Source organism: Martinezella sp. CNPSo 3957, from assembly GCF_057784395.1.
The window spans coordinates 504,795-529,863 of sequence record NZ_JBXSOU010000003.1; the positions used below are offsets into that span (position 1 = coordinate 504,795).

Genomic DNA, 25,069 nt, shown 5'->3' on the forward strand with positions numbered 1-25,069 from the left:
ACGATCAAGCGTTCACCCCGGAAATCATCCTCATTCGCGCGGTCCACGCAACCTCCTCCCTGGAGGGGGAGGTCATAAAAAACAGGCGTGCGGCCCCAGCCGCCCGCCTGTGATGTAAAAAGGCGCGGATCAGAGCAGGCTGTCGATAAGCTTCGACATGGCAGCAATAGACATGTCCCCTGCATAGCGCTTGCCATTGATCAGGAAGGTCGGCGTGGCATTCACGCCGAAATCCTTGGCTGCGCGTTCCCGTACAGAGTTGACATCATCCAGAAGCTTCTGGTTCGTCAAGCATTTCGTGAAGCTATCCTCAGTAAAACCAGCGAGTTTCGACATCTGGAGCAATGCGGCGCGGCCATCGACGTCAGGCGAGGCCCAGGCAATCTGCTGCTTGAACAGCATCTCGACCATCGGCATGTACTGTTCCTGTGGGGCGCAACGCGCCAGCATGAAGGCTGCGGCAGCGCGCGGATCGAACGGGAACTCGCGGATGATGAAGCGAACCTTGCCGGTATCGATGTATTTCTGCTTGATCGTGTCGAAAGTCGTGACGGCAAAATGCGCGCAGTGCGGGCAGGTCAGCGACATGTATTCGACGATCTTGACGGGCGCATCTTCCTTGCCGAGCGCAATCTCCGGCAGCGGGCCGGGCTTCAGCACTTCGTTCATGTCGACATTGCCGTCGGATGGCGGCACTTCATCTTCGGCAGTTGCGGCGGATGCGGTGCCGGCAACGGCAGAGAACGCCACGGAGAGGGCGGCAACGGCAGAGCCGCCCAGCAGGTGGCGTTTGGTCAAGAGCATGTCGGACATCGGCATAGAGTCACCCGTCGTTGAAAGAGGTCTTCGAATGTTTCATGCGATATAACGGCAGCTTGCCGCTAACAAGGCACGGTTGGCCAACTTTCTTCAAAGAATTGTGACCTGGGAAAGACAAACAACTTAAATTTCTTCCACAATTGGCGAAACCGGCCGTTCAGCCTGACCTTATCGCCGCTTCCAGGCCATGGCCGTGCCGAGCCGCTGAACGGCGGCCCTGATCTTTTCATCCTCGATGCCATCAATCATATCTGCCAACTTGCGCGCCGCCTCGCCCTTCAACGGCGGCGGCGTGCGGGAGCGTTTGGAGGCGACCGAGACCGGCTTCTGCACGATGCGGATCTGATTGACGGCATAGAAACCGAAGAAGCTGTTGATGCGCTGAATGAGTTCGCCTTGTGCATGGGTCAGGAAGAGTGCACGGGCGCCCTCGCAGGCGATCGTCAGCACGCCGGGTTGATAGCGGTCGTCCATGCCAGGGCCGGTTCGCCTGGCCCAGGCGATCTTTTCCGGCCGCGTGCAATCGGCAAAGTCCTCGCCGGCAATCTCATCCCAGCAGCCGAGCAGCGTCGTATTGATCCCGGCACGCTTTGCCAGCACCGGATCGACGATACCATTGGTCAGCTCGGATATCTGCTTTTCGCCTTTTCGGGGATAACTCATCTCAATCGGCTTCCGGTGCATGCTTTGTGCATCGCGGACCTTGATCGCCCGACGCAGCTTGGCCAAGTATAGAGCACTTCCCCTCGACGCGGCAAATCATGACCACGACTTTAGAATCCCCCACGGCCGCGCGCCTGCTTGCCTGGTACGACCGACACCACCGCGACTTGCCCTGGCGGGTCTCGCCGCCGATGGCCGCGCGCGGCGTCAAGCCCGATCCCTATCGCGTGTGGCTGTCAGAAGTGATGTTGCAACAGACGACGGTGCCGGCGGTTAAATCCTATTTCGCCAAATTCCTGGAGCGCTGGCCGACGGTCGATGATCTCGCTGCGGCTGCGAATGAAGATGTCATGGCGGCCTGGGCGGGGCTCGGCTACTACGCTCGCGCCCGCAACCTGAAGAAATGCGCCGAGGCAGTCGCAGCCGATCATGGCGGCCACTTTCCAGATACTGAAGAAGGCCTGCGCGCGCTGCCCGGCATCGGCGATTATACATCCGCCGCCGTCGCCGCCATCGCCTTCAATCGCCAGGCAGCCGTGATGGACGGCAATGTTGAGCGCGTCATTTCCCGCCTCTATGCGATTTCGGCGCCTTTGCCCCGCGCCAAGCCGCTGATGAAACAGAAGGTCGCCCTTCTGACGCCGGCGGACCGGCCGGGCGATTTCGCCCAGGCGATGATGGATCTCGGCGCGACAATCTGTACGCCAAAGCGTCCGGTCTGTTCGCTCTGTCCCTTCAACGGCGCCTGTCAGGCGCTGGCTGGGCATGATCCCGAGCAATTCCCGGTCAAGGCGGCAAAGAAGGAAAAGCCGGTGCGCCAGGGTGCGGCTTTCGTCGCCGTCAATGACGACGGGGAAATATTCCTGCGGCGGCGTGTCGAAAGCGGCTTGCTGGGCGGCATGACGGAAGTGCCGACGACGGGATGGACGGCGCGCATCGACGGCGAGACCGGCATCGAGGCGGCCCCCTTCCCGGCCGATTGGCAGCCGGCGGGCACGGTGACGCATGTCTTCACGCATTTCGAACTGCGGCTGTCGATCTGGCGTGCCAAGTCGGTCTCGCAGAATGACAACCATGACGGATGGTGGGCGCCGGTTACAAATCTTGAAGACCAGGCACTGCCTACAGTCATGAAAAAAGCGATCGCGCAGGCTATTCCCAATGCGTTCGCAAAAATGCCTTTAGAGCAAAAATCAGGAATTCATTCATGACGACGGAAATACGGCATATCGTTTTCGATATCGGCAAGGTTCTGCTGCATTACGATCCCAGCCTCCCCTATGGCCGCATCATTCCGGACCATGCCGAGCGCGAATGGTTTTTCGCCAATGTCTGCACTCATGAATGGAACCTTGAGCAGGATCGCGGCCGCACCTGGAGCGATGCCGAGGCGCTGCTGATCGCCGATCATCCCGAACGGGAAGAACAAATCCGCAGCTTCCGCAAATATTGGCATGAGATGGTTCCGCATGCCTATGACGACAGCGTCGCCATTCTGGAACAGCTTATCGCGGAAGGCCGCGACGTCACCATGCTGACCAATTTCGCCTCGGACACCTTCCGCGAGGCGCAGGAGCGCTATCCCTTCCTCAAGAAGCCACGCGGCGTGACGGTTTCCGGTGATATCGGGCTGATCAAGCCGGATGTCGCGATTTATGACACCCACGCCAAGAGCTTCGACCTCGATCCGGCCTCGACGATTTTCATCGACGATTCCTATCCGAACGTCGAAGGGGCGCGGGCTGCCGGCTGGCACGCAGTTCACTTCACCGGCGCCGAGAAGCTGCGCAGCGATCTCGCCGCCCATGGCATAAAGGTTTGAGCCGATGACCTTCGATCCCGCACAACGCATCGATCTGTTCCATGACGCAATCAATCGCCTCGACTATGAGGCGATCGAGAACTTCTTCGCCGAGGATGCCACCTATGTCTCCAACGGCGTCGGCAGCCTTGCCGGTCGTGCGGCGATCATGGAAGCCTTCCGCGGCTATTTCGACACCTATCCGGACCAGACGGCATCGAATTCCCTCGTAGAAACGCTGACGCCGCTGTCCGGCCGCGCCGTCTGGTCTGTCCGGGCCACCAACAGCAAGACGGGCAAGCCGCTGATCCGCGAAGGCGAGGAAACGATCACGTTTAACGAAGACGGCCGTGTCGTGCGCGTCGACGTCACGGATTATAAAGACTTCTGAGATCCGAAGCTAAAAACCCAGGGCCTTACCGTACAATATATCCGATAAGGCCCTGGGTGTTTCGTCTTCTTCCCAACTGGAGGTACACGACGGAAGAAGACGGATATGTCGATCTGAAAGGCGTCCGGCAGCCGTGGGGCGGCTTTGAAACCGGAACCGTCTAGCGGTTGAGACTATTCAACCTTGGCCAGATCGCTGCGGATGATGGCTCTGAGTTCGTCGATCGGACGCAGGGAACGGCCGTCGTCGAAATGCCAGAACATCCACCCATTGCATGCATCAAGACCCTGGACTTTCGCGCCAAGGCGATGAATGGAGCCGGCCTCGCCACCAGAGGCGACCGTGCCGTCGGCGCGGACGATAGCGCTATAGCGGCGCTTGGCATCCGTCAGCACCTGGCCGGGCTTGATGAGGCCGCTTTCGATGAGCACATTGAACGCCACGCGGACTTCGGCCTTCTTGCCGGTCATCACGGTCAGTTCCGCCTTGCCGAGCGGTTCTACGGCGGCGATGCGGGCGCTGGCCGCGTCGATATAATCCTGCTCGCGCTCGATGCCGACGAAGTGGCGGCCGAGACGCTTGGCGACCGCACCGGTCGTGCCCGATCCGAAAAAGGGATCGAGAATGATGTCGCCGGGCTTGGACGAAGCCATGATGACACGGGCCAGCAGCGCTTCCGGCTTCTGCGTCGGATGCACCTTCTTGCCGTCGTCGCCCTTCAGCCTCTCATTGCCGTTGCAGATCGGGAACAGCCAGTCCGAGCGCATCTGCACGTCGTCGTTGGCGGCCTTCATGGCATCGTAGTTGAAGGTATAGCCCTTGGCCTTGGCGTTCGGGCTCGCCCAGATCATCGTCTCATGCGCGTTCTGGAAGCGGCGGCCCTTGAAATTCGGCATCGGGTTGGTCTTGCGCCAAACGATGTCGTTGAGGATCCAGAAGTTCAGATCCTGCAGGGTCGCGCCGACGCGGAAGATATTGTGATAGGAGCCGATGACCCAGATCGTGCCCGTCGGCTTCAGAACGCGGCGGCAGGCGAGCAGCCAGGCGCGGGTGAAGGCATCATACGCTTCGAAGGAAGCAAACTGGTCCCACTCGTCATCGACGGCATCGACCAGCGATTGGTCCGGACGGTGCAGCGTGCCGCCGAGCTGGAGATTGTACGGCGGGTCGGCGAAGATGACGTCGACGGATTGATTGGGCAGTGCCTCAAGAGCGGCCACGCAATCGCCCTTGATGATCGTGTCGATCCAGGACCCCGGAACGGCTGAAGTCCTGAGGTCGGCAAGCGGGAAAACTGACGCCATTTGATACTCGCTGTTACACTTACTCGGTACTCTTAATTGAGTGTTATGGTTACCTAACTTGGTTACCAAAGACTAAAGCGGCGTCATATTTTCTGCATTTCCGATGAAGCCGCCGAGAATGCAGGCCTCGTCAAAAGGCGCTATCGCTTTGAAAACCCTAGATATCGTGCACTGCGTGGCTGTCGTCTGGCGCTTCTGCGCGTTCCGTCATCCCGTAATCGCGAAGCACCTGCGCGACACGCAAACGATAGTCGGCAAAGACCGTCTTGCGCCCCGCTTTCTGGGCGGCGCGATGCGCCTCACGGTTTCGCCATTCGCGAACGGTTCCCTCGTCGCGCCAGAAGGACAGCGACAGGATCTTACCCGGCTGAGTGAGGCTCTCGAAGCGTTCGATGGAGACGAAACCGTCGATGGCCTCCAGTTCCGAACGCAGCCTTGCGGCAATGTCGAGATAGCGCTGACGTTCGTCGGGTTGGGGAATGACTTCGAAAATGACTGCGATCATGGCGATATCCTTGGAGCGTGCGGCAGGGAGATATTTTTCAGGAAGATGCGATCCTCCTGCAAGATGAAACGCTCGCGTCGGGCTAGATCAAGATTGGCCCGCGCCAGCGGATCGGCGGCGAGGCTCTTGCGATAGGCCTCGTAGGCGGCGAGATTCTCGATGTTGTAGATGCCATAGGCCGTTGTCAGCGAGCCCTCGTGCGGTGCGAAATAGCCAATCAGGTCGGCGCCGTTGCGCGGAATGACCTGGCCCCAGGCCTTGCCATATTCCGCGAAGGCTTCCTGCTTGAACGGATCGATCTGATAGCGGATGAAACAGGTGATCATTGGCTTTCTCCTTTGCTGATGCAGAGGTTTTCGCACATTGCAGGACGGAGATGGTTCGGTTACGATCGAAGTATGAAAGAAGGTCCAGACATAGCACAGATCGGCTCGCTGATCGGCGACCCCGCGCGAGCGAACATTTTAACGGCGCTGATGGGCGGCCGGGCGTTGACGGCGACGGAACTGGCGGCCGCTGCCGGCGTGACGCTGCAGACTGCGAGCGCGCATCTTTCCAAGCTTGAAGCAGGCGGTCTGCTGGCACAGCGCAAGCAGGGCCGGCATCGCTATTTCACACTGGCCGACGATCGGGTCGGTAAGCTGCTCGAGGGCATCATGGGCTTTGCCGCAAGCCGCGGCCATCTGCGCCATCGTCCCGGCCCGAAGGAACCGGCGCTGCGAAAGGCGCGCATCTGCTACGATCATCTGGCCGGCGACTATGGTGTGCGCATGCTCGATAGCTTGATCGAGGCCGGGTCGATCTCCGCCGTGGGCGAAGGTCTGAGCCTGACGGCGAAAGGCGAAAGGCATCTGGGATCGATCGGCATCGATGTTTCCGGGTTGCGCTCGAGCCGCCGCCCGCTTTGCCGATCCTGCTTGGACTGGAGCGAGCGGCGTGCGCATCTTGCCGGCAGCCTCGGCAAGGCGTTGCTTTCGAATTTCCTCGACAAGGGTTGGGCACGACGAACGGAAAACAGCCGCTCGATCTTCTTCACGCCCGAGGGCGATCGCCGGTTTCTGGCGCTCTTTCCTGTCGAATCCGGTGCTATAAACGAAGAGTAGACCGGCATCGACACCTGAGCTTTAGGTCACTCTTCATGTTGCCAGAGATATAACAGCCCTAACTCGAACCGATCAACATTGCCCTGGAATTGCTTAAAGCGGTACGGCTGCAGAGCTCTTTCCGTTCGCGACCGCGCTGAGCACGGCGAATATTGCCGCTTGCAAAATTCTGTCGCGCCCGGCGCGGAGACCTGCAAGCCCCGCGGCTCGATTCGTTTCGGCAGATGACGCAATTTCACATAATAGAATAAAATAGGAACATCTTATCCCTATTGCTCTCCCTGCGCTTAACAGCACGCAAATATAACAAATATAGAACAAATAGTGAATATATTCTCTTTTCTTTCGCGAAATGCGAATCCTCTTGCAACGAAGCGGCTATTCCGCCAAATATGATGTCGCTTTACAAACCATTGGTGATGGGAAATGCCGGACAAACTCGATCTTATCTTGGCTAAGCGAGCGGAGGTAGAGAAGGAAATCTCTTTACTCCGTGAGCAGATCGCTGAGAGGGAAAGTCAGATTGAACGCCTCGATATTGCCGGGAAGGTGATCGCTGAACTAATCGATACCGAGTATTCTCCCACGCTCCCAACCGATTTGACTGCCAAGCCAAAAATTCGACTCCGAAAACGTGGACTCTTAAAAGTACCACGCCCAAACAAACCCAAGACCATGCCTGAGATGATTCTTTCCGCGCTGGAAGAAGCTCAACGCGAATTCAAGGTAGGTTTGAGGCCAAAAGAAATTCACCGAGCAATCATTAAAGCAGATGATCCCGACGCTGATGTTGGAAGGGTTAATGCTGTTGCTTGGCGAATGGAGCGACGCGGCCAGATAGTGAAGGACGATCAATCCCGATACTCTCTGCCCAAAATGGATAATGCCGTTGACACTGTGTCCCGCGAAGGCGCGTCAACGGCATTAGATTCCCAAGCGAAAGGCCGTGAAGCCGGTCCGGGAGGTGGCACATGAGAAGAGCGTAAAACTTTCACCATGGCGGCGGTCTGCATTCCTGTAGACCGCCGTTGCTTTTTAGCGTTTTTGCGAGAGTCGGTCAACAAACCCTGTTAGACAGTTCTTCGGAGAGTCGGGCAGAACCCTCTATCACCATTAGCGCCTTACTCTGTGGAGAGCTTTTGGCGCGACGCAACGGCATGTGTGCTATCGCTTTCGTCGGTTTCTGGCGCTATTCCTATCGACATGAATGCCACGAGGAAGGGAGAGCAGTGTCGACGCCTAGGTTTCATCGGCCTTGCTCCGCATCGCAGCTTTAGCTTGAAACGATCAATGCCTCTTTGAAATTGCCGCTGCCGATACGGCTGCAGAGCTCACCCCATTCGCAGCCGCGGCAGGCGTGACGGATTTCACCGCTGGCGAAATTGCGACGGAGTTTTGCAAGCAAGCTGGCATCAGGCACCAGCACCGCACCTATGCTCATCTCCTCGCCCAGCAATGTCGAGATATCGGCGAGAGCTACCGCATCCCGCTCGACGACCGAAGCCTTGAGGCAGTGCGGTTCTTCCTCGCCTAGTAGCGGCGCGCAGATGTCATCGGGGCCGGAGACCAGCTTGATCTCCTCCCCCTCCGACAGCCGCTCGGCGATCCGGCGATAATTGTCGGTGAAGGCTGAAGTATAGCCTTCACCGACAAAGGTCAGCATGCAGAGCAGATGATGGGCGCGAAGCCTGACGGTCAATTCAGACGCGCCTTGCCGCTATAGACCTGGATGGTCTTCAGCACGGCAGCTGCAAGCGCCGACTTGAGCACGGCGCCGAGAATGAAGGGCGCTATGCCAAGCAGCCAGCCCTTTTCTGCGCCGATCAGCGCTGCAAGCCATGCGCCGCCGATGGCAAGGCAAAGAATGTTAGCCGAGAGATGGGCGATGAAGCTGCGCACGATGCGGTTGCCACTCCAGCCGCGCTCCGCAAGCCAGCCGACAAGGGCTGCGATAATCGGGAAGGAGACCAGATAACCCGCCGTTGGCCCCATGAAGGGCGCAACGCCGCCTGCCCCGCCGGCAAGGACCGGAAAGCCGATCGCGGCTTCGCCCAACCAGGCGAGTACCGTAACCGCACCAAGACGCCAGCCATAGAGAACACCGATCATGGTGATCGCGAATGTCTGCATGGTGATCGGCACCGGCACCATCGGCACAGAGATTCGCGATGCAAGCGCCAGGATCAGCGTTCCGGCGAGAACGAACACGGTCTTGGCAACAAGCGAACGCTGCCCGAGGCGGAGCGGATCGAAAGCGACTTCATCATGATGCTGCAACAGTGACATGGGCTCTCCTTTTAAATTATAGATAATTTTTGAGTCTGATCTATTTTATGAGAGAGATCGCAAAATCAGGCAAGTAGTTGCAGCACCAAATTCCGATAAAGCTCGGGATTACGTTGAAAAATAAGGCTAATAAAATTCGGGAAAGGCAGTGGACGACAGCCGGGCATCGAACAAAATGCCGTGACACTGACGTAGTAGACATTCCCCCGGAGCACCGCTTCCAGAGGGCTTCCGGCCATTCACCTTAAAATTATCTATAATTTTTAGCCGACGATTGCGAAGGCGTCGCGTGTCGATCCGGAAGGCGTGCGCACTGGCGCGCGGCCGATCCATTGCACATGCTTCTGCAGGATCGCGGCAGCCTCGTCCGGTCGCCCCTGGCGGAGAGCTGCCAGAATAGCGCGGTGGTCATGATCCGTGCGCTTTTCCCAGCCGGATTGCCAGGCGGAGAAGAGAAAGCGGGCGCTCACGGCATGCAGATCGTCGATCGCCGCGAGCAGACGTGCCATGCCGCATGGCGCCAGGATCAGGCGATGGAAGCGCCGATTGGCCTCTTCCCAGGCGTGGACGTCACCGGCGGCATCGCCATCGCGCGTCGCCTGTTCCGCCTCATCCAGAATAGCTGAAGTCAGATGCGGGGCTGCGTGCTTGAGTGCAAGACCTTCGAGGGCTGCGCGCATTTCCGCAACCTCGCGGACTTCTTTCAGATCGAAAGAGGCGACACGGACGCCACGGCGCGGCAGGCTGATTGCCAGCCCCTGCGCCTCCAGCCGGCGGAATGCCTCGCGCACGGGCACATGGCTCGTGCCGAACTCTTCGGCGATGTGATCCTGCCGTAGGCGGGCATCGGGCGCGATCTCGCCGCGGATGATGCGGTCGGCAAGCACCCGGCTGATGCGGCTGGCAATGGTGTCGTCGCGCTCCTTGGCCATGGCCGATCCTTAAAGGCGGGCCCATCCGATGTCGAGGGCCGACGTCGAGCGACAAGAAACCCTCGTCGCCTCTTTTGCGCATTTCGACCCTTTCGCTCACTGCAGCGCAGCCATGCCCGCCGATTGGTTGAGCTTTGGCGACATATCGTGTAAAGCCCGGCGGTCGTTTTTCAGAGCGCCTCCCGAAACACCGATGGTTTCCCGGAGCGTGCCGATCCCAGCCACATCAAAGGCAGTAATTTCATGAGCAATGGTTTCGACCTCATCATTTTCGACTGCGACGGCGTTCTGGTCGATTCGGAAATCATCGCGGCCGAGGTCGAATCGAAGCTGCTGACCGATGCGGGCTATCCGATCAGCACCGAGGAAATGGGCGAGCGCTTCGCCGGCATGACCTGGCGCAACATCCTGTTCGAAGTCGAGCGCGAAGCCAGCATTCCGCTCTCTGCATCGCTGCTCGACAAATCCGAGAAGCTGCTCGACCTGAAGCTTGCCAGTGATGTCCAGGCTATACCGGGCGTGCCGCAGGCACTGTCGCGGCTGCCAATGCCGCGCTGCATCTGCTCGAATTCCAGCTCCGCCCGCCTCGAGATGATGCTGACGAAGGTCGGCTACATCAAGCTGTTTGCTCCGAACATCTTTTCCGCCAAGGACCTCGGTGCTGACCGCGTGAAGCCGAAACCGGACATCTTCCTGCATGGCGCCAAGCAGATGAATGTCAGCCCGGCCAATACGATCGTCGTCGAAGATTCAGTCCACGGCGTTCAGGCCGCGCGCGCCGCCGGCATGCGCGTCATCGGCTTCACCGGCGCATCGCACACCTATCCTTCGCATGCCGATCGTCTGACCGACGCCGGTGCCGAAACCGTCGTCAGCCGTATGGCCGACTTGCCGGGCGTCGTCATGGCGCTCGCCGAATGGGACGGCGTCCTCTAAGACGGATTGAAATACAGACCAAAAGAAAAGGCCCTGCCGATCGGCAGGGCCTTTTCTTTTCAATCCGTTGTCACCCTCGCATCGCTGCGCAAGGGCCGCAATCAAAAGCTTAGTGACGCTTCTTGCGCACCGGCTTCGCGCCCTTCACGGGCTTCTGCGGGCCTTGATCGAAGCCGATCTGGACGATGGTGAAGCCGCCGGAGCCCCCGGCAACCTGGATATCATTATCGGTGAAAAGGAACTGCGCCGTCGTCTCGCCCGGCGGGATTTCCGCCGTATACATGACGGTCTTGCTATAGAGCGCGTTGTCGTTATCCATGACGGCAACATGGATCGGCAGGGTTATCTTGCCGGAGCTGCCCATGGGGCCAGCAACCAGGCGTCCCTGCGCCACGACGTGAATGCCGAGGTTGGTGCCGTCCGTGGTGCACTGGCGGGTCGCCTCAGCCAGCGAAGCTTGGTAGATCAGCTGGTTCGGGTCGTCCTTGGCGCCTTTGGCGTAGGTGCGATAGACGGAATCCTCGTCGCGGATAACGGCCTGCGGGCACTTGCCCGCGACGTAAGACTGGCCGCCAGTCGGAGCAGCGGTTGCGGCTCCCGTTTGCGGCGCCACCGTTACATCAGTTGCCGGCTGTTTTTCACTGTTGCCGCCGATGCCGAGAGTGCTGCAGCCCGTCAGCAATGCCAGAAGCGAAGCGGAGAAAAGACGACGCGAAACCTTGCCAAACACTATTATTCCACCCTCTCCATATATTTCACATTATCGGCCCGCAGCCTGTCAAACGGGCCTTTTATGACACTTGGCGATGGTCTATACCAGCGACGCAGCGAAAAATCGATTGGGTAGACACCGTTTTGGCTCACTTTTCGAGATCGACAGATTGCCACAAACGGCCTCCGCCCGGCGCTGATCCCACGCGCCTTGCGCAAACGCGAAAACCACGCGGCTGATCCGACGCAAAAAGACCGGCCGCCGTCGCTTCGTTCCTCTACCCTCTCAATCGATCACTCAGGCAATTTTGCGACCAAAGGAATTCTAGACCGTGGACTACATTTCAACGCGGGGAGAAGCCCCTGCCCTTGGCTTCTGCGACGCCCTCCTGGCCGGCCTTGCTCGTGATAGCGGGCTTTATGTTCCCCGTGAATGGCCTGTCCTGACGAAGAAGGAAATCCGCGCGTTCCGCGGCAAGAGCTATCAGGATGTCGCCTTCGCCGTCCTTTCGCCCTTCACCAACGGCGAAATCCCGGCCGATGTCTTCCGCGGCATGATCGATGATGCCTATGCCACCTTCCGGCATCCGGCCGTGGCGCCGCTCGTCCAGACCGGGCCGAACAGCTTCGTCATGGAGCTCTTCCACGGCACGACGCTCGCCTTCAAGGATGTCGCCATGCAGCTGCTTGCGCGGCTAATGGACTATGCGCTGGAGAAGCGCGGCCAGCGAGCCACCATCGTCGGCGCAACCTCGGGCGACACCGGCGGCGCTGCAATCGACGCCTTTGCCGGACGCGAGCGCACCGATATCTTCATTCTCTTCCCGCATGAGAAAGTCTCGCCGGTGCAGCAGCGGCAGATGACCACCTCGACGGCGGCAAATGTGCATGCACTGGCGATCAAGGGCAATTTCGACGATTGCCAGAACCTCGTCAAAGCCATGTTCAACGACGCCGCCTTCCGCGACAGGGTCAAGCTTTCCGGCGTCAATTCCATCAACTGGGCGCGAATCATGGCGCAGGTGGTCTACTACTTCACGACAGCTGTCGCCCTTGGCGGTCCGGACCGGAAAATCTCGTTCACTGTGCCAACAGGCAATTTCGGTGATATTTTCGCCGGTTACGTCGCCAAGCGCATGGGCCTGCCGATCGAAAAGCTGGTCATCGCCACCAACGAGAACGACATCCTGGCACGCATGCTGAAGACCGGCCGCTATGAGATGCGCTCCGTCAAGGCCACGACCTCGCCGTCGATGGATATCCAGATCTCCTCCAACTTCGAGCGGCTTCTGTTCGAAGCGAACGGCCGGGACGCCTCCAAGGTGCGCGCCGCCATGGAAAGCCTGAAGCAGTCGAACGGATTTTCGGTCAGCGAAGAGGCACTGAAGCTCATCAAAAAGGACTTCCGCGCCGGCCGCGCCAGCGAGAAACAGGTGGCCGAAACGATCCGCAAAACCCTTGCCGATACGGGCTATCTTCTCGATCCGCATACGGCGATCGGCGTCTTCATTGCGGGCAAGAACGAGCGTCCCAGCAGCCCGATGGTGACACTGGCGACCGCGCACCCGGCAAAATTCCCTGCCGCAGTAAAATCCGCATCCGGTATTGACCCGGCGCTTCCGACGTGGCTTGCTGGTCTGATGACCAGGGAGGAGCGTTTCGACATTCTCGATCCGGAACTTAAAGCCGTCGAAAGCTTTATCGGCAAGCATATCCGGACCGGCGAATAGCAGACGCGGAAAGACAGGCGATGACAGTGGAGTGCACCCGGCTAGCGTCCGGGCTGACAGTAGCGACCCAATCGATGCCACACCTCGAAAGCGTGGCCCTCGGCGTTTGGATCAAGTCGGGTTCGCGTAACGAGACCGAAGCAGAACACGGTATCGCGCATCTGCTCGAGCATATGGCTTTTAAGGGTACGGCGCGGCGCTCCGCCCGGCAGATCGCCGAGGAAATCGAGAATGTCGGCGGCGAAGTCAACGCTGCCACCTCGACCGAAACCACGTCCTATTATGCCCGCGTGCTGAAGGACCATGTGCCGCTCGCCGTCGATATCCTTGCCGATATCCTGACGGAGTCGGCCTTCGACGAGGAAGAGCTGGCGCGCGAGAAACAGGTCATCCTGCAGGAAATCAATGCCGCCAACGACACGCCCGACGATGTCGTCTTCGACAAGTTTTCCGAAGTCGCCTATCGTGATCAGACGCTTGGGCGCGCCATTCTCGGCACGCCGGAAACCGTCGTCTCCTTCTCGCCGGAACAGATCCGCCATTATCTCGGCCGCAACTATACGACCGACCGCATGTTCGTCGTGGCGGCTGGCGCTGTCGACCATGAAAGCTTCGTGCGTCAGGTCGAGGAGCGCTTCTCCAGCCTGCCGACCAAACCGTCCGCTCCGCCCGTTATCGAGCCAGCGCGCTATATCGGCGGCAATATTCGCGAAACGCGCGACCTGATGGATGCGCAGATCCTGCTCGGCTTTGAAGGCCGCGCCTATCACACCCGCGATTTCTACTGTTCGCAGATTCTCGCCAACATCCTCGGCGGCGGCATGTCCTCGCGCCTTTTCCAGGAAGTGCGCGAATTCCGCGGCCTCTGTTATTCGGTCTATGCCTTCCATTGGGGCTTCTCCGACACGGGCATCTTCGGCATCCATGCCGCGACTGGCGGCGAGAACCTACCGGAACTGCTGCCCGTCATCGTCGACGAGCTGCATAAATCCTCCCATGACATTCAGCAGCAGGAAATCGAGCGCGCCCGCGCTCAGATCCGCGCACAGCTACTGATGGGTCAGGAAAGCCCGGCCGCTCGCGCTGGCCAGGTCGCCCGGCAGATGATGCTTTATGGTCGCCCCATCCCGAACCAGGAGATGCTGGAGCGCCTGGAAGGTATTACGATCGAGCGCCTGACGGATCTTGCCGGCCGCCTGTTCTTCGATACAGTACCGACGCTTTCTGCGATCGGGCCGCTGGAGCAGCTCGCGCCGATGGAGGACATCGTCACTTCGCTGTCGTCGCCGGCCCCTGCTTCCAGAAGCGCAAGCGGCTAAGGGCACGCCGCAGGCCTATGGGTGCAATTCTCGGGGGAGTGCTTGGCGGCATGCAAAAATCTGTCTTTCGGTTTCTCTCACGTCATTCGGACGCGGTTGAACTCGAAAACGACAATTATTTGCTGCGGCTGCCGCGCTACTCCGATTTCAACCAATGGCACAGGCTTCGGGCTGAAAGCCGCCGTTTTCTCGAACCTTGGGAGCCTACCTGGCGACATGACGAGCTGACCGAAGCCGCCTATCGGGCGCGCATCATTCGGGGCAAGCAGGAATACAGCTCCGGCCAGGCCATACCGCTCTTCATTTTTCTCAGGGAAAACACAACGCTGGTTGGCGGCATCACGATCGGCTATATTCGCCGAGGTGCTGCGCAGAGCTGCATGATCGGGTATTGGATGGGCGAGCGCTACTCCGGTCAGGGCCATATGTTCGCCGCACTTCAGTTGGTTATACCCTATATCTTTTCCGGACTTGAGTTGCACCGAATTGAAGCAGCCTGTATTCCGGATAACGAGCGTAGCATGCGGCTTTTGCAAAAAGCCGGTTTCCAGCGGGAAGGTCATTTGCGCGGTTATCTTAAAATCAACGGTCAGTGGCGCGACCATGTGATGTTTTCAAGGTTGGCATCCGACACCAACCCGAACCGAAACTTCGACCAGCGATGATCGCCGGAATGATGCAGACGTGGCCGATGGCCCGACGGCTATGCGCGCTGATCGCTACGCTTGCGGCCGCCATGCTGCTGTTTATCGCCGGAATGGCTGATGCAGCCGAGCCCGTGAAGATCTCGCGCGACGATACCGCTCTCGACCTGACGGCGACGACCGAGATCTATACCAATCAGGGTGAAGCCTTTCAGGTCTCTACAGCCGCAGGCGCCGACGGCATCCGACGCCGCATTGAGGTACGATCCTCCTCGCCGAACCATCAGGGTGACTGGGCCGTCTTTGCACTGGCTAATGTGTCCGAAGAGCAGCTGGAGCGCGTCATCGTCGCCCCGCATTTCCGCCTGGTGAATTCGAAAGTCTTCTGGCCGGATCTCGGCTCGCAGCGCATCGTCGCGATCACGCCGAGCGAAGGTTTCGCGCTCGACCGTCAGCCGAGCGACGAAGCGGACGTTTTCCGCATTACGCTGAACCCTGGCGCGGTCGTCACCTTCGTTGCCGAACTTTCGTCACCAAACCTGCCGCAGCTCTATCTGTGGGAACCGAACGCCTACAAGGATACGGTCAACGCCTTCACGCTCTATCGCGGCATCGTGCTCGGCATTGCCGGCCTGCTGGCGGTATTCCTGACCATTCTTTTCGTGGTCAAGGGAACCTCGATGCTGCCGGCAACGGCGGCGCTTGCCTGGGCGGTGCTCGGCTATATCTGCGTCGATTTCGGCTTCCTCGGCAAGCTCATCAGCATCACGTCCAGCGACCAGCGAGTATGGCGCGCCTGCGCGGAGGTGGCGCTCGCCTCCAGCCTGGTGATCTTCCTCTTCACCTATCTCAATCTCAATCGCTGGCACGCTCACCTCGGCTATGTGACGCTTGCCTGGGTGCTCGGCCTTGCCCTGCTCTTCGGTGTGGCGATCTACGATCCGTCGATTGCGGCCGGCATTGCGCGGCTGTCGCTGGCACTGACCGCGACGGCAGGTCTGCTGCTCATCATCTATCTCGGCTTCAGCCGTTATGATCGGGCCATTCTGCTCGTGCCCGCCTGGGCGCTGATCCTCGTCTGGCTGTTCGGGGCCTGGATGACGGTCATGGGCAAGCTCGACAACGACATCATCCAGCCGGCACTCGGCGGCGGACTCGTGCTGATCGTGCTCTTGATCGGCTTCACCGTCATGCAGCACGCCTTTGCCGGCGGCGCATTCCAGCAGGGCCTGTTCTCGGATCTGGAACGGCAATCCCTGGCGCTCACCGGCTCCGGCGATACCGTTTGGGATTGGGACGTGGCGCGCGACCGCGTGGTGACGACGCCCGATATCTCGATGAAGCTCGGCCTTTCGCCCGGCACCATGCACGGTGCGGCGCGCAACTGGCTGCCGCGGCTGCATCCCGACGATCGCGACCGCTTCCGCGCGACGCTCGACGTGCTTCTGGAACATCGACGCGGCCGGCTGAACCATGAATTCCGCATTCGCGCCGAAGACGGGCATTTCCACTGGCTGTCGATCCGCGCGCGGCCGGTCCTTGGCTCCAACGGCGAGATCATTCGCTGCGTCGGTACGATTGTCGACATTACCGAGCAGAAGAATTCGATCGAGCGGCTGTTGCACGACGCCGTGCACGACAATCTCACGGGACTGCCGAACCGCCAGGTCTTCCTCGATCGCCTGCAGGCGGTTCTAACACTTGCCTCGGATGGCAATCAGCTCAGGCCGACGGTCATCGTTATCGATATCGACCGGTACAAGCTCGTCAACGATACGCTTGGCTTTGCCGCTGGTGACAATATCCTGATCGCGCTGACGCGACGTCTTCGCCGGCTGATGAAGCCGCAGGATACGCTCGCTCGCCTTTCGGGCGACCAGTTCGGCCTCATCCTCGTTTCCGAACGCGATCCAGCCAAGGTCGCCGACTTCGCCGATGCGATCAGCAAGGCGATCATGGTGCCGATCAATTTCGCCAACCGCGAGATCATCCTGACGGCTTCGGTCGGACTGACGTCCTGGGTCGATCAGCAGGAGAATGCAACTGGTATGCTGAGCGATGCTGAGCTCGCCATGTACCGCGCCAAGCGCGCCGGCGGCAATCGTGTCGAACCCTTCCAGCCGGCCTTCCGCAGCTTCGGCACGGACCGGCTGCAGCTCGAAACCGATTTGCGCCGCGCCGTCGAACGCAAGGAGCTCTCGCTCGTCTATCAGCCGATCGTTCGGCTCGAAGATGCGGAGGTTGCCGGCTTCGAGGCGCTGATGCGCTGGGAGCATCCAAAGCGCGGCAATATCCCGCCATCGGAATTCATCCCGATCGCCGAGGCTTCCGATATCATTGGCCCGCTTGGCATGTTTGCGCTCGAGCAGGCAACGAATGACCTGATGGCATGGCAGCGACAGACCGGCGACCTGCCGCTGTTCGTCTCCATCAACCTTTCCAGCGTCCAGCTGCTCAACAACGAGCTTTACGACGATATCCGCGCCCTGCTCGCCAAAACCCATTGCGATCCGCACCGGATCAAGCTGGAGCTGACGGAATCGCAGGTGATGGAAAATCCGGAACAGGCACGGCTCGTGCTCGACAAGCTGCGAGATGCCGGTATCGGCCTGGCGCTCGACGACTTCGGCACCGGCTATTCCTCGCTCGCCTACCTCACCCGTTTCCCCTTCGATACAATCAAGCTCGACAAGGCGATGGTCCGCGACAATAGCGACAAGAAGGCGGTTCTATTGCGTTCGGTCATCTCCATGGCGCGTGAACTCAACATGCGCGTGGTCGCCGAAGGCATCGAATCGGAAGAGGATGCGCTGGAGCTCGCCAAGATCGGCTGCAGCTACGGCCAGAGCTTCATCTTCGGTCCGCCGATGGGTTCGGATTCGGTGATACGCCTGCTGAAGGAACGCTTTCCGCTGACGAAGCGCGCCTGAGTGGTCGATCACGCGCTGTCGATCAATTCCCTGATATAGTCGAGCTTAGCGACCACGGGCGGCGAGAGAATGAAGGGATAGGAATCCGGCTGCCCCATGCTGCGCTGGATGGAATTGATTGCCACGCTCAAAGGGATCCAGGCGCTGACGAGCTGCTCGGCGCTTTCCGCCGTGTAAGGATTGAAATCTACCTCGGCCGCCATGTCATGATAGCGATGGGGATCGATCACCACGCCGAAGGAGCGCGCCGTTTCCAGCGTATCGACGATGTGCAGATAATGCGCGAAGCATTCGGCAAAATCCTCCCAGGGATGGGAGCTGGCATAGGCGCTGATAAAGCTTTCCTGCCAATTCGCCGGTGGCCCGTTCTCGTAGTGAGTCTGAAGTGCTGCGCCATAATCGGCACGCTCGTCGCCGAAGACGGCGCGAAAGGCATCGAATTGCCCGCGGTCGCGGACAAGCTTATTCCAGATGAAATGGCCGGTCTCGTGGCGGAAGTGGCCGAGCAAAGTGCGATAAGGCTCGTTCATAGAGGTGCGCGCCTGTTCGCGCGTGACATCGTCCGCCTCGGCGGCACGGATGGCGATCAGTCCCTCCTCATGACCCGTCATCGCCGGAACCACAGTATTGCCCTGCACCTCATCCTCAAGGAAGTCGAAGACGAGCCCACCTTCGGGGTCTTGCTGACGGTCGGGATGCGGCAGGTTCCAGCGCAATAGCGAATAAAACAAATGCCGCTGCGCCTGGCTGATGCGCCGCCAGCGGTCTATGCCCTGTTCCGTGCCGGTGTTCGGCACGAGACGATTGTGCCGGCACGCCACGCAATAGGGTTGCGCGTCGTCCGCATCGATCAGCCAATTGCAGATATCGAGTTCGGCATTCGCGCAGAACCGAACGTGTTGTGCCGGCTCGGACACCGGATGCCAGCTGACAGTATTTTCAGCTTCCAAGGCGTATATCGCCAAGCGGTCGGGGATAAAACCAAGCTGATGGCCGCAACGCACGCACTGCCTGTTATCGAAGTGGACGGGCTGGCCGCAATGGTCACAAGTGAAAAGCCGCATGTCTCCCCTCGAAAAATCATTGGCCGATAGTAAAGAGCCTGCCACGTTTCCGTAACAGGCCCTTCCTCCCAATATCGCCGCTACAACATCAATTCCGATGGAGCGACGACCATGGATTTGAAAAATTCAGCAGTCACATCCGGTCGACTGCGCCCTTGACCTTATCCTTGGCCTTGCCAACGGCGGTCTGCACCTTGCCCTTAGCTTCCTGGGCGGCGCCCTTCGCGCGCATTTCCCTGTCATTGGTCGCCTTGCCGGCTGCCTGCTTTGCCTTGCCAGCGATTTCATTCACCTTACCGGATACCTTGTCGGTCGTGCTGCTCATATCTGGCGCCTCCTGGTCTGGCCCGGCGGAATTGCCGATGCTCTGTCAGGAAAACGTCACCACAGCTATTTCGTTCCAAAGTAACGCAATCGGCTCAGCTATGGCCCGCCTGCAGCGACAGCATCGCGGGATTGATGCCCATTAGAGCCAGCGCGCGATCATATTTGTTGTCGAGGCTGCGATCGAAGATCATTTCTTCGTTTGCCGGGCAGTTCAGCCAGCCATTATTGCCGATCTCGGCTTCGAGCTGGCCGGCCCCCCAGCCGGCATAGCCGAGCAACATGGTGGCGCGTTTCGGGCCGCTCCCTTTGGAAATCGCCCGCACGATGTCGAGCGTCGCCGTCAGGCTGATGTCATCGCTAACCGGGATGCTGCTGTCGCTGATGTAATCGTCCGAATGCAGAACGAAGCCGCGGCCGCTTTCGACAGGGCCGCCGGTCTGGATGGGGAAATCGCGCGCCCTCTGCGGCAGCACGATGGCATCGTCGTCCTTGATCATTTCGAGATGCAGCAGAACATCGGTGAATGTCAGCTTCTGAGCCCGATTGATGACGAAGCCCATGGCACCGGCATCGGAATGGGCGCAGATATAAATCACCGTTCGATGGAAGTTCCGATCCTCCATGCCCGGCATGGCGATCAGGAACTGACCGTCGAGAAAACCTCTTTCGCGTCTATTCTTCAGCGTCGATAGGGACATCGTGCCTCCTGACCGCAGTCCGCAACTGCACCGCCTGTAATCAAGATGGGGCAATGTCATAAATCAATCAACTGAAAATGATCATTTGCTTCTTCAGCCGTGCTGGCTCCAGGCCGCTCAATCGGCTAAATCCTTGTTGCATGATCGAATTCAATACCGTTGGCCGGCTGTCGGCCCTTCTCGCTACTTTGTTTTTCAGCGCCGTGGCAGTCCATGCCGCGACGAGCGACTGGGTAGACAATGAGGGCGGCAGGATGCGTCTGATCGCGCTGGCGCCGGACGCCGAAGGGCATATCCGCGCCGCCTTGCAGGTCGAACCGGAGCCGGGCTGGATCACCTACTGGCGCGAGCCAGGTCAGGGTGGAATTCCGCCGCAAATAACGCCGGCATCCGGCAGCGGCGTGACATTGGAAAGGGCGGCCTACCCGGCACCAAAACCGATCAGCGTCGGCCCTATCCAGGAAATCGGCTACGACGCGCCGGTGACGTTTCCGCTCGATCTTCGCGTCGCCGGCAAGGCGCCGGAAAAGCTTGAGCTGACAGCTTTCATCGGCCTCTGCAAAGATATCTGCATTCCTTTCCAGGCGGAATACTCCCTGCCCTTGCCGGCCAATGCACAGCCGACCTCGCGTGAGCTGGCCTTACTCGATGCGGCGAAAGCGGTGCTGCCCCAAGCTCCTTCCGCGGATTTCGCCATTCGGAGCCATCAGATCTCAGCCGACGCCAAGAGCCTTTCGCTGCAGCTGACGCTGCCGGAAGCGAGTGGAAAGGCACCTGAAATTTACGTCACCGGGCCGTCAGGCTATGTGTTCTTTCAGCAGGCGAATGCAAAGCGGGAGGGAACCGCCTTCTCGGCCGATATCGAGATCGGCAAGCTGCCGAAGGATTATGATCCGAAGGGCAAGAGCTGGGGCATCCTCGTCGTCGATGGCGATCGGGCAATGGAAACCACCCTTGCACTTGAATAGGCCCGGCCTATAGTTCCCTGAACCGTCTTCAAGCCATCGGCGGCCATTCGAGCGCCCCGACACACGACCCAAGGAGAGAGCCATGACCATCGCCATCGGCGACACACTGCCTGCCGCCACCTTCAAGGAAAAGACCGCCGACGGCCCGGTCGAGATCAGCACCGAGCAGCTCTTTGCCGGCAAGCGCGTGGTGCTGTTCGCCGTTCCCGGCGCGTTTACGCCCACCTGCTCGCTCAATCACCTGCCGGGCTTTCTCGAAAACCGCGACGCCATTCTTGCCAAGGGCATCGATGACATCGCCGTCGTTTCCATCAACGACTGGCACGTGATGGGCGCCTGGGCGCAATCGTCCGGTGGCCTCGGCAAGATCCATTTCCTCGCCGACTGGGATGGCTCCTTCACCAAGGCGCTCGGTCTTGAAGCCGACCTTTCCGCCGGCGGCCTTGGCATTCGTTCCAAGCGTTATTCCATGCTGGTGGAAGACGGCGTGGTGAAGACGCTGAATATCGAGGAAAGTCCCGGCCAGGCAACGGTTTCGGGCGCCGCTGCGATGATCGAGCAGCTTTAGGATTTTGATGGATTTGGAAAGGCTGGGAGCCCTGAACCCGGCCTTTCCCAACTAAAGGTAAGGTGTAAGCCCCTCCTCATTTCTTCTACCTGCTCGTTACCCGGATATAATAACCATCCGGATCCACGATACGGAAATCGCGCAACCCCCATGGCTGTAGGGCAAGCTCCGATACTGTATGGCCGCAGGTTCTGGCGGCGTCATAAAAGCTTTCCACATCCCCAACGCTCAACACGATTTCGACACCGAGACCTGGTCGTTCGCCATTGACAGCCCGAAGTGGATGATCAAGCCCAAGAGCCTCGCGCTTGTTGACGGAAATGATGGCCTCGCCATTCGAGAGCATCGTGTATTGCTCGCTTGTCTCGCCAACCACCTGGAAGTTCAGTGCCCGTCGATAGAATTCTATCGACGCCGCCACATCGGCGACAAACAGCTCAAGCCTTAGCTTCATGACATTCTCTCCTACCCGTCTCGTAAACTTTGTTGCTCGATACCGCGTGAAAATACAACTGACGATAAGCGTCGCGGTGATAACGCGCGGACATTATTACCGGCAAATATTCCAGCCTTGTTCACCGCAAATTCCCAGCGATTCGCCGCCCGCCTCTTTTTCGCCCAACTTCATCGGCTACAACATGTTATGTTATTACATAATTGAAAGCCCCGAAATGCCTTTTGATCGTGATCCCTTCGCGTCGTCCCTTATGGGGCGCTCGGCTTTGATGCGCCTAGCCTATGTAGCGGTTGGCATTGCTGTGCTTTGGGCGGCTATCGGCTGGGCGGTGGCGCTGGCATGAACGATCTGATCCGCCTCAACAATCTCACCGTTACCTATGAACGCCATCCGGCCGTTCACCACATCTCGGGCGCCTTTGCCGCCGGCAGTCTGACGGCAATTGCCGGGCCGAACGGTGCCGGCAAGTCGACATTGCTCAAGGCGATCGTCGGCGAACTGCGGCCGGCGGAAGGCTCGATCGATCGCGGGGCGCTAACGCGCAACGATTTCGGCTATCTGCCGCAAGCGGCCGATATCGTCAGACGCTTTCCGATTTCGGTGGCCGATACTGTCATGCTCGGCGCCTGGAAGAATGCTGGCGCCTTTGGCCGGTTCTCGCGCAAGGATGCCGAGCGGGCGCAAGAGGCGCTCGGCATCGTCGGGCTCTCGGGCTTCGAACGGCGGCATATCGGCTCGCTTTCGGCCGGACAGTTCCAGCGCGTGCTGTTCGCGCGGCTACTGCTGCAGGATGCCCGTGTCATCTTACTGGACGAACCCTTCACCGCGATCGACCAGCGGACAACGCGCGATCTTCTCGAACTCGTGCTGCGATGGAACCGGGAGGGACGCACGGTCATCGCCGTCCTGCACGATTTCGAGCAGGTGCGAAGCCATTTCCCGGAGACACTGCTGATCGCCCGCGAACTCGTCGGATGGGGCAGGACGGAGGAGGTCATGAGCCCAAAGAACCTCATCAAGGCACGTGCGATGGCCGAGCGCTGGGATGAGGAGGCCGCGACATGCCTTCCCGAAGAAGAGCATGACGAAGGCGGCCTCGTGAAGCGGGAGCCGGCCGAATGACCGTATACGACATCTTCCTCGCACCCTTTGCGGACTACGGTTTCATGCGGCGCGCCCTGATTGCCTGCGTCTGCCTCGGCCTCGGCTCCGGCCCGATCGGCGTCTTTCTGATGCTCCGGCGCATGAGCCTGATGGGCGATGCCATGAGCCATGCCGTCCTGCCTGGTGCCGCCATCGGCTATCTCATTGCCGGCTCGCTGTCGCTGACCGCGATGGGGCTTGGCGGTCTTATCGCCGGCCTTTCGGTGGCGCTGCTGTCCGGCCTCGTCAGTCGGGTGACCGTGCTGCAGGAGGATGCGAGCTTTGCCAGCTTCTACCTGACCTCGCTGGCGCTCGGCGTCCTGATCGTGTCGCTGCGCGGCTCCAATATCGATCTGCTGCATGTGCTCTTCGGCACAATCCTCGCAATCGACGCGCCGGCTCTCTACCAGATCGGTGCGATCACGACGGTGACGCTGCTGGCGCTCGCCGTCATCTACCGACCGCTGGTCATGGAATGCTTCGACCCCGGTTTCCTGCGCGCCGTCGGCGGGCGCGGGCCGCTCTATCATTTCCTGTTCCTGCTGCTGGTCGTGCTCAATCTCGTCGCCAGCTTCCAGGCGCTCGGCACGCTGATGGCCGTCGGGCTGATGATGCTGCCGGCGGCTGTGGCGCAGCTCTGGTCGCGCAGCCTGCCCGCCATGATGATGATCGCAACAGGAACGGCGATGGCTTCAGGTTATGTCGGCCTCATCGCCTCCTACCATCTCGAATTCGCCTCCGGCCCGACCATCATCATCACCGCCAGCCTGATCTACGGCTACTCCATTCTCTTCGCACCCTCGGGCCTTGCCCGGCGGTTCTTCCCCCGTCCCCATCTCCGGGGCTAATCCGAACAAGGAGACTCGCATGAACAAACAGAGACTGCTTCTCTCGGCGGCATCAGCAGCCTTCGTCGCCTTCGGCGTCGCCGCACCTGCTTCCGCCGAAACCCTCAATGTGGTCGCGTCCTTCACCGTGCTTGCCGATGTCGTCAAGCATGTCGGCGGCGACCATGTAAAGGTGTCGAGCCTCGTCGGCCCGAACGGCGATCCCCATGAATTCGAGCCCTCGCCGGCCGATGCCAAGACGCTGAACGCCGCCAAGGTCGTCTTCGTCAGCGGCGAAGGGCTTGAAGGATGGATGGACCGGCTGATCAGTGCATCCGGCTACAAGGGAACGCCTGTTGTCGCTTCGGACGGCATCAATACCCGCACGATGGTCGACGACGGCAAGACGGTCACTGATCCGCATGTCTGGAACAGCCCGGTCAATGTGAAGGTATGGGTCGCCAATATCGAGAAGGCGCTTTCTGCGGCGGATCCGGCCGATGCGGCTGACTTCAAGGCCAATGCCGAGCGCTATACCAAGGTGCTGACCGAGCTTGATGCCTATGCCCACAGCAAGTTCGACAAGATCGCCGACGATCGCCGCAAGGTGCTGACGAGCCATGACGCCTTCGGCTATTTCGGCCGCGAATATAAAGTAAACTTCCTTGCTCCGGTTGGCTTTTCGACAGAGACGGAAGCCTCGGCTGCCAAGGTCGCCCAGCTGATCGAGCAGATCAAGACCGAGCATGTGAAGACCTATTTCTTCGAAAACTCGAACGATCCGCGCCTCGTCAAGCAGGTCGCCAAGGCAACCGGCGCCGAGCCTGGCGGCGAGCTCTATGTCGAATCGCTGTCAAAGGCCAACGGACCGGCTTCGACTTACGAAAAAATGTTCCGTTATAACGTTGATCAACTCGCCGCAGCCATGGCTAAGTCGAGCTGA

Annotated in this window: 29 protein-coding genes; 16 read left to right on the forward strand and 13 right to left on the reverse strand. The window is 59.7% G+C overall.

Translation table 11 applies throughout. The annotated features are described in order from the left end of the window. Nucleotides 1-129: 129 nt before the first annotated feature. Both AC13QE_RS10905 and AC13QE_RS10910 read right to left on the reverse strand, forming a co-directional pair. The gene (locus AC13QE_RS10905; RefSeq protein ID WP_015339097.1) at nucleotides 130-819 is read right to left on the reverse strand and encodes a DsbA family protein; all 690 of its coding nucleotides are present in this window, start codon (nucleotides 817-819) and stop codon (nucleotides 130-132) included. A gap of 168 nt (nucleotides 820-987) precedes the next feature. After that, nucleotides 988-1,482 carry a DUF721 domain-containing protein gene (locus AC13QE_RS10910; protein ID WP_488483650.1) on the reverse strand — a complete coding sequence of 165 codons (495 nt, stop codon included), beginning with the start codon at nucleotides 1,480-1,482 and terminating at the stop codon, nucleotides 988-990. A gap of 95 nt (nucleotides 1,483-1,577) precedes the next feature. Here AC13QE_RS10910 and mutY point away from each other — a divergent pair, with 95 nt between their 5' ends. The 3 genes from mutY to AC13QE_RS10925 are packed head-to-tail and all read left to right on the forward strand — an operon-like array spanning nucleotide 1,578 to nucleotide 3,674. Next, entirely contained in the window at nucleotides 1,578-2,693 is a 1,116-nt protein-coding gene (gene mutY / locus AC13QE_RS10915) for an A/G-specific adenine glycosylase (RefSeq protein ID WP_488483743.1), read from the forward strand. Continuing rightward, on the forward strand, nucleotides 2,690-3,304 hold the full coding sequence (locus tag AC13QE_RS10920) for an HAD family hydrolase (RefSeq protein ID WP_488483651.1): 615 nt from the start codon (nucleotides 2,690-2,692) through the stop codon (nucleotides 3,302-3,304). Before mutY ends, AC13QE_RS10920 begins: the two co-directional genes overlap by 4 nt. Before the next feature lie 4 nt (nucleotides 3,305-3,308). Continuing rightward, nucleotides 3,309-3,674, forward strand: coding sequence for a nuclear transport factor 2 family protein (locus AC13QE_RS10925; protein ID WP_015339092.1), 366 nt, complete (start codon nucleotides 3,309-3,311; stop codon nucleotides 3,672-3,674). Between the two features lie 173 nt (nucleotides 3,675-3,847). Here the strand turns inward: AC13QE_RS10925 and AC13QE_RS10930 are convergent, their stop codons facing one another. The 3 genes from AC13QE_RS10930 to AC13QE_RS10940 form a co-directional block, all read right to left on the reverse strand. Further along, a complete protein-coding gene (locus AC13QE_RS10930; RefSeq protein ID WP_113232078.1) occupies nucleotides 3,848-4,978 on the reverse strand; it encodes a site-specific DNA-methyltransferase in 1,131 nt (376 codons plus the stop codon). A 157-nt stretch (nucleotides 4,979-5,135) separates the two neighbouring features. Beyond that, nucleotides 5,136-5,483 carry an antibiotic biosynthesis monooxygenase family protein gene (locus AC13QE_RS10935; protein ID WP_488483652.1) on the reverse strand — a complete coding sequence of 116 codons (348 nt, stop codon included), beginning with the start codon at nucleotides 5,481-5,483 and terminating at the stop codon, nucleotides 5,136-5,138. After that, entirely contained in the window at nucleotides 5,480-5,809 is a 330-nt protein-coding gene (locus AC13QE_RS10940) for an NIPSNAP family protein (RefSeq protein ID WP_488483653.1), read from the reverse strand. The genes AC13QE_RS10935 and AC13QE_RS10940 overlap by 4 nt, the downstream gene beginning before the upstream one ends. Before the next feature lie 72 nt (nucleotides 5,810-5,881). On the opposite strand from AC13QE_RS10940, the gene AC13QE_RS10945 reads away from it, so the two are divergent. Together AC13QE_RS10945 and AC13QE_RS10950 are read left to right on the forward strand one after the other, a co-directional pair. Then, on the forward strand, nucleotides 5,882-6,586 hold the full coding sequence (locus AC13QE_RS10945; protein ID WP_488483654.1) for an ArsR/SmtB family transcription factor: 705 nt from the start codon (nucleotides 5,882-5,884) through the stop codon (nucleotides 6,584-6,586). A gap of 426 nt (nucleotides 6,587-7,012) precedes the next feature. After that, nucleotides 7,013-7,561, forward strand: a complete 549-nt coding sequence (locus AC13QE_RS10950; protein ID WP_488483655.1) for a hypothetical protein — start codon at nucleotides 7,013-7,015, stop codon at nucleotides 7,559-7,561. Between the two features lie 298 nt (nucleotides 7,562-7,859). Here the strand turns inward: AC13QE_RS10950 and AC13QE_RS10955 are convergent, their stop codons facing one another. The 3 genes from AC13QE_RS10955 to AC13QE_RS10965 form a co-directional block, all read right to left on the reverse strand. Next, nucleotides 7,860-8,285, reverse strand: coding sequence for a DUF1284 domain-containing protein (locus AC13QE_RS10955; protein WP_488483656.1), 426 nt, complete (start codon nucleotides 8,283-8,285; stop codon nucleotides 7,860-7,862). Next, nucleotides 8,282-8,872 (reverse strand): biotin transporter BioY, encoded by a 591-nt coding sequence (locus AC13QE_RS10960; RefSeq protein ID WP_488483657.1) that lies wholly within the window; start codon nucleotides 8,870-8,872, stop codon nucleotides 8,282-8,284. Before AC13QE_RS10960 ends, AC13QE_RS10955 begins: the two co-directional genes overlap by 4 nt. 263 nt (nucleotides 8,873-9,135) lie before the next feature. Beyond that, a complete protein-coding gene (locus AC13QE_RS10965; RefSeq protein WP_488483658.1) occupies nucleotides 9,136-9,804 on the reverse strand; it encodes a GntR family transcriptional regulator in 669 nt (222 codons plus the stop codon). Nucleotides 9,805-10,047: 243 nt separating this feature from the next. On the opposite strand from AC13QE_RS10965, the gene AC13QE_RS10970 reads away from it, so the two are divergent. After that, nucleotides 10,048-10,740, forward strand: coding sequence for an HAD family hydrolase (locus AC13QE_RS10970; protein ID WP_015339084.1), 693 nt, complete (start codon nucleotides 10,048-10,050; stop codon nucleotides 10,738-10,740). Between the two features lie 109 nt (nucleotides 10,741-10,849). On the opposite strand, the gene AC13QE_RS10975 is transcribed toward AC13QE_RS10970, so the two are convergent. After that, complete coding sequence (locus AC13QE_RS10975; protein WP_132716030.1) at nucleotides 10,850-11,470, reverse strand: hypothetical protein; 621 nt, start codon at nucleotides 11,468-11,470, stop codon at nucleotides 10,850-10,852. Between the two features lie 313 nt (nucleotides 11,471-11,783). On the opposite strand from AC13QE_RS10975, the gene thrC reads away from it, so the two are divergent. The 4 genes from thrC to AC13QE_RS10995 are packed head-to-tail and all read left to right on the forward strand — an operon-like array spanning nucleotide 11,784 to nucleotide 18,074. Next, nucleotides 11,784-13,181, forward strand: a complete 1,398-nt coding sequence (gene thrC / locus AC13QE_RS10980) for a threonine synthase (RefSeq protein ID WP_488483659.1) — start codon at nucleotides 11,784-11,786, stop codon at nucleotides 13,179-13,181. Nucleotides 13,182-13,201: 20 nt separating this feature from the next. Continuing rightward, on the forward strand, nucleotides 13,202-14,500 hold the full coding sequence (locus AC13QE_RS10985) for a M16 family metallopeptidase (RefSeq protein ID WP_488483660.1): 1,299 nt from the start codon (nucleotides 13,202-13,204) through the stop codon (nucleotides 14,498-14,500). 50 nt (nucleotides 14,501-14,550) lie between these two features. Beyond that, nucleotides 14,551-15,165 carry a GNAT family N-acetyltransferase gene (locus AC13QE_RS10990; protein ID WP_132716027.1) on the forward strand — a complete coding sequence of 205 codons (615 nt, stop codon included), beginning with the start codon at nucleotides 14,551-14,553 and terminating at the stop codon, nucleotides 15,163-15,165. Next, complete coding sequence (locus tag AC13QE_RS10995) at nucleotides 15,162-18,074, forward strand: EAL domain-containing protein (RefSeq protein ID WP_488483661.1); 2,913 nt, start codon at nucleotides 15,162-15,164, stop codon at nucleotides 18,072-18,074. The genes AC13QE_RS10990 and AC13QE_RS10995 overlap by 4 nt, the downstream gene beginning before the upstream one ends. An 8-nt stretch (nucleotides 18,075-18,082) precedes the next feature. Here the strand turns inward: AC13QE_RS10995 and AC13QE_RS11000 are convergent, their stop codons facing one another. The 3 genes from AC13QE_RS11000 to AC13QE_RS11010 all read right to left on the reverse strand — a co-directional run bounded on the left by AC13QE_RS11000 (nucleotide 18,083) and on the right by AC13QE_RS11010 (nucleotide 20,163). After that, the gene (locus tag AC13QE_RS11000) at nucleotides 18,083-19,138 is read right to left on the reverse strand and encodes a zinc-binding metallopeptidase family protein (RefSeq protein WP_488483662.1); all 1,056 of its coding nucleotides are present in this window, start codon (nucleotides 19,136-19,138) and stop codon (nucleotides 18,083-18,085) included. A 133-nt stretch (nucleotides 19,139-19,271) separates the two neighbouring features. Beyond that, the gene (locus tag AC13QE_RS11005) at nucleotides 19,272-19,463 is read right to left on the reverse strand and encodes a CsbD family protein (RefSeq protein ID WP_112397964.1); all 192 of its coding nucleotides are present in this window, start codon (nucleotides 19,461-19,463) and stop codon (nucleotides 19,272-19,274) included. A 94-nt stretch (nucleotides 19,464-19,557) separates the two neighbouring features. Continuing rightward, a complete protein-coding gene (locus tag AC13QE_RS11010; protein ID WP_015339076.1) occupies nucleotides 19,558-20,163 on the reverse strand; it encodes a YqgE/AlgH family protein in 606 nt (201 codons plus the stop codon). A 140-nt stretch (nucleotides 20,164-20,303) separates the two neighbouring features. Between AC13QE_RS11010 and AC13QE_RS11015 the strand changes: the two genes are divergently transcribed. Together AC13QE_RS11015 and AC13QE_RS11020 are read left to right on the forward strand one after the other, a co-directional pair. Further along, a complete protein-coding gene (locus AC13QE_RS11015) occupies nucleotides 20,304-21,131 on the forward strand; it encodes a protein-disulfide reductase DsbD domain-containing protein (RefSeq protein WP_488483663.1) in 828 nt (275 codons plus the stop codon). An 82-nt stretch (nucleotides 21,132-21,213) separates the two neighbouring features. Next, nucleotides 21,214-21,699: a peroxiredoxin gene (locus AC13QE_RS11020; protein ID WP_112335510.1), complete on the forward strand. Its 486-nt coding sequence runs from the start codon at nucleotides 21,214-21,216 to the stop codon at nucleotides 21,697-21,699. Between the two features lie 85 nt (nucleotides 21,700-21,784). Here AC13QE_RS11020 and AC13QE_RS11025 read toward each other — a convergent pair whose 3' ends face one another. Further along, nucleotides 21,785-22,153, reverse strand: a complete 369-nt coding sequence (locus AC13QE_RS11025; protein WP_488483664.1) for a VOC family protein — start codon at nucleotides 22,151-22,153, stop codon at nucleotides 21,785-21,787. 46 nt (nucleotides 22,154-22,199) lie between these two features. On the opposite strand from AC13QE_RS11025, the gene AC13QE_RS11030 reads away from it, so the two are divergent. Genes AC13QE_RS11030 through AC13QE_RS11045 form a run of 4 tightly spaced genes read left to right on the forward strand, consistent with a single transcriptional unit; the run spans nucleotide 22,200 to nucleotide 25,069 of the window. After that, nucleotides 22,200-22,499 carry a hypothetical protein gene (locus AC13QE_RS11030; RefSeq protein WP_488483665.1) on the forward strand — a complete coding sequence of 100 codons (300 nt, stop codon included), beginning with the start codon at nucleotides 22,200-22,202 and terminating at the stop codon, nucleotides 22,497-22,499. Then, entirely contained in the window at nucleotides 22,496-23,278 is a 783-nt protein-coding gene (locus tag AC13QE_RS11035) for a metal ABC transporter ATP-binding protein (protein ID WP_488483666.1), read from the forward strand. The genes AC13QE_RS11030 and AC13QE_RS11035 overlap by 4 nt, the downstream gene beginning before the upstream one ends. Continuing rightward, nucleotides 23,275-24,147 (forward strand): metal ABC transporter permease, encoded by an 873-nt coding sequence (locus tag AC13QE_RS11040; protein ID WP_488483667.1) that lies wholly within the window; start codon nucleotides 23,275-23,277, stop codon nucleotides 24,145-24,147. The genes AC13QE_RS11035 and AC13QE_RS11040 overlap by 4 nt, the downstream gene beginning before the upstream one ends. Nucleotides 24,148-24,166: 19 nt before the next feature. Next, on the forward strand, nucleotides 24,167-25,069 hold the full coding sequence (locus AC13QE_RS11045; protein ID WP_488483668.1) for a metal ABC transporter solute-binding protein, Zn/Mn family: 903 nt from the start codon (nucleotides 24,167-24,169) through the stop codon (nucleotides 25,067-25,069).

Coding starts and splice junctions, on each gene's coding strand:
- AC13QE_RS10905 (WP_015339097.1), bottom strand. CDS start 819: ATGCCGATGTCCGACATGCTCTTGACCAAACGCCACCTGCTGGGCGGC.
- AC13QE_RS10910 (WP_488483650.1), bottom strand. CDS start 1,482: ATGAGTTATCCCCGAAAAGGCGAAAAGCAGATATCCGAGCTGACCAAT.
- AC13QE_RS10920 (WP_488483651.1), top strand. CDS start 2,690: ATGACGACGGAAATACGGCATATCGTTTTCGATATCGGCAAGGTTCTG.
- AC13QE_RS10925 (WP_015339092.1), top strand. CDS start 3,309: ATGACCTTCGATCCCGCACAACGCATCGATCTGTTCCATGACGCAATC.
- AC13QE_RS10930 (WP_113232078.1), bottom strand. CDS start 4,978: ATGGCGTCAGTTTTCCCGCTTGCCGACCTCAGGACTTCAGCCGTTCCG.
- AC13QE_RS10935 (WP_488483652.1), bottom strand. CDS start 5,483: ATGATCGCAGTCATTTTCGAAGTCATTCCCCAACCCGACGAACGTCAG.
- AC13QE_RS10940 (WP_488483653.1), bottom strand. CDS start 5,809: ATGATCACCTGTTTCATCCGCTATCAGATCGATCCGTTCAAGCAGGAA.
- AC13QE_RS10945 (WP_488483654.1), top strand. CDS start 5,882: ATGAAAGAAGGTCCAGACATAGCACAGATCGGCTCGCTGATCGGCGAC.
- AC13QE_RS10950 (WP_488483655.1), top strand. CDS start 7,013: ATGCCGGACAAACTCGATCTTATCTTGGCTAAGCGAGCGGAGGTAGAG.
- AC13QE_RS10960 (WP_488483657.1), bottom strand. CDS start 8,872: ATGTCACTGTTGCAGCATCATGATGAAGTCGCTTTCGATCCGCTCCGC.
- AC13QE_RS10965 (WP_488483658.1), bottom strand. CDS start 9,804: ATGGCCAAGGAGCGCGACGACACCATTGCCAGCCGCATCAGCCGGGTG.
- AC13QE_RS10970 (WP_015339084.1), top strand. CDS start 10,048: ATGAGCAATGGTTTCGACCTCATCATTTTCGACTGCGACGGCGTTCTG.
- AC13QE_RS10985 (WP_488483660.1), top strand. CDS start 13,202: ATGACAGTGGAGTGCACCCGGCTAGCGTCCGGGCTGACAGTAGCGACC.
- AC13QE_RS10990 (WP_132716027.1), top strand. CDS start 14,551: ATGCAAAAATCTGTCTTTCGGTTTCTCTCACGTCATTCGGACGCGGTT.
- AC13QE_RS10995 (WP_488483661.1), top strand. CDS start 15,162: ATGATCGCCGGAATGATGCAGACGTGGCCGATGGCCCGACGGCTATGC.
- AC13QE_RS11000 (WP_488483662.1), bottom strand. CDS start 19,138: ATGCGGCTTTTCACTTGTGACCATTGCGGCCAGCCCGTCCACTTCGAT.
- AC13QE_RS11005 (WP_112397964.1), bottom strand. CDS start 19,463: ATGAGCAGCACGACCGACAAGGTATCCGGTAAGGTGAATGAAATCGCT.
- AC13QE_RS11010 (WP_015339076.1), bottom strand. CDS start 20,163: ATGTCCCTATCGACGCTGAAGAATAGACGCGAAAGAGGTTTTCTCGAC.
- AC13QE_RS11015 (WP_488483663.1), top strand. CDS start 20,304: ATGATCGAATTCAATACCGTTGGCCGGCTGTCGGCCCTTCTCGCTACT.
- AC13QE_RS11020 (WP_112335510.1), top strand. CDS start 21,214: ATGACCATCGCCATCGGCGACACACTGCCTGCCGCCACCTTCAAGGAA.
- AC13QE_RS11025 (WP_488483664.1), bottom strand. CDS start 22,153: ATGAAGCTAAGGCTTGAGCTGTTTGTCGCCGATGTGGCGGCGTCGATA.
- AC13QE_RS11035 (WP_488483666.1), top strand. CDS start 22,496: ATGAACGATCTGATCCGCCTCAACAATCTCACCGTTACCTATGAACGC.
- AC13QE_RS11040 (WP_488483667.1), top strand. CDS start 23,275: ATGACCGTATACGACATCTTCCTCGCACCCTTTGCGGACTACGGTTTC.
- AC13QE_RS11045 (WP_488483668.1), top strand. CDS start 24,167: ATGAACAAACAGAGACTGCTTCTCTCGGCGGCATCAGCAGCCTTCGTC.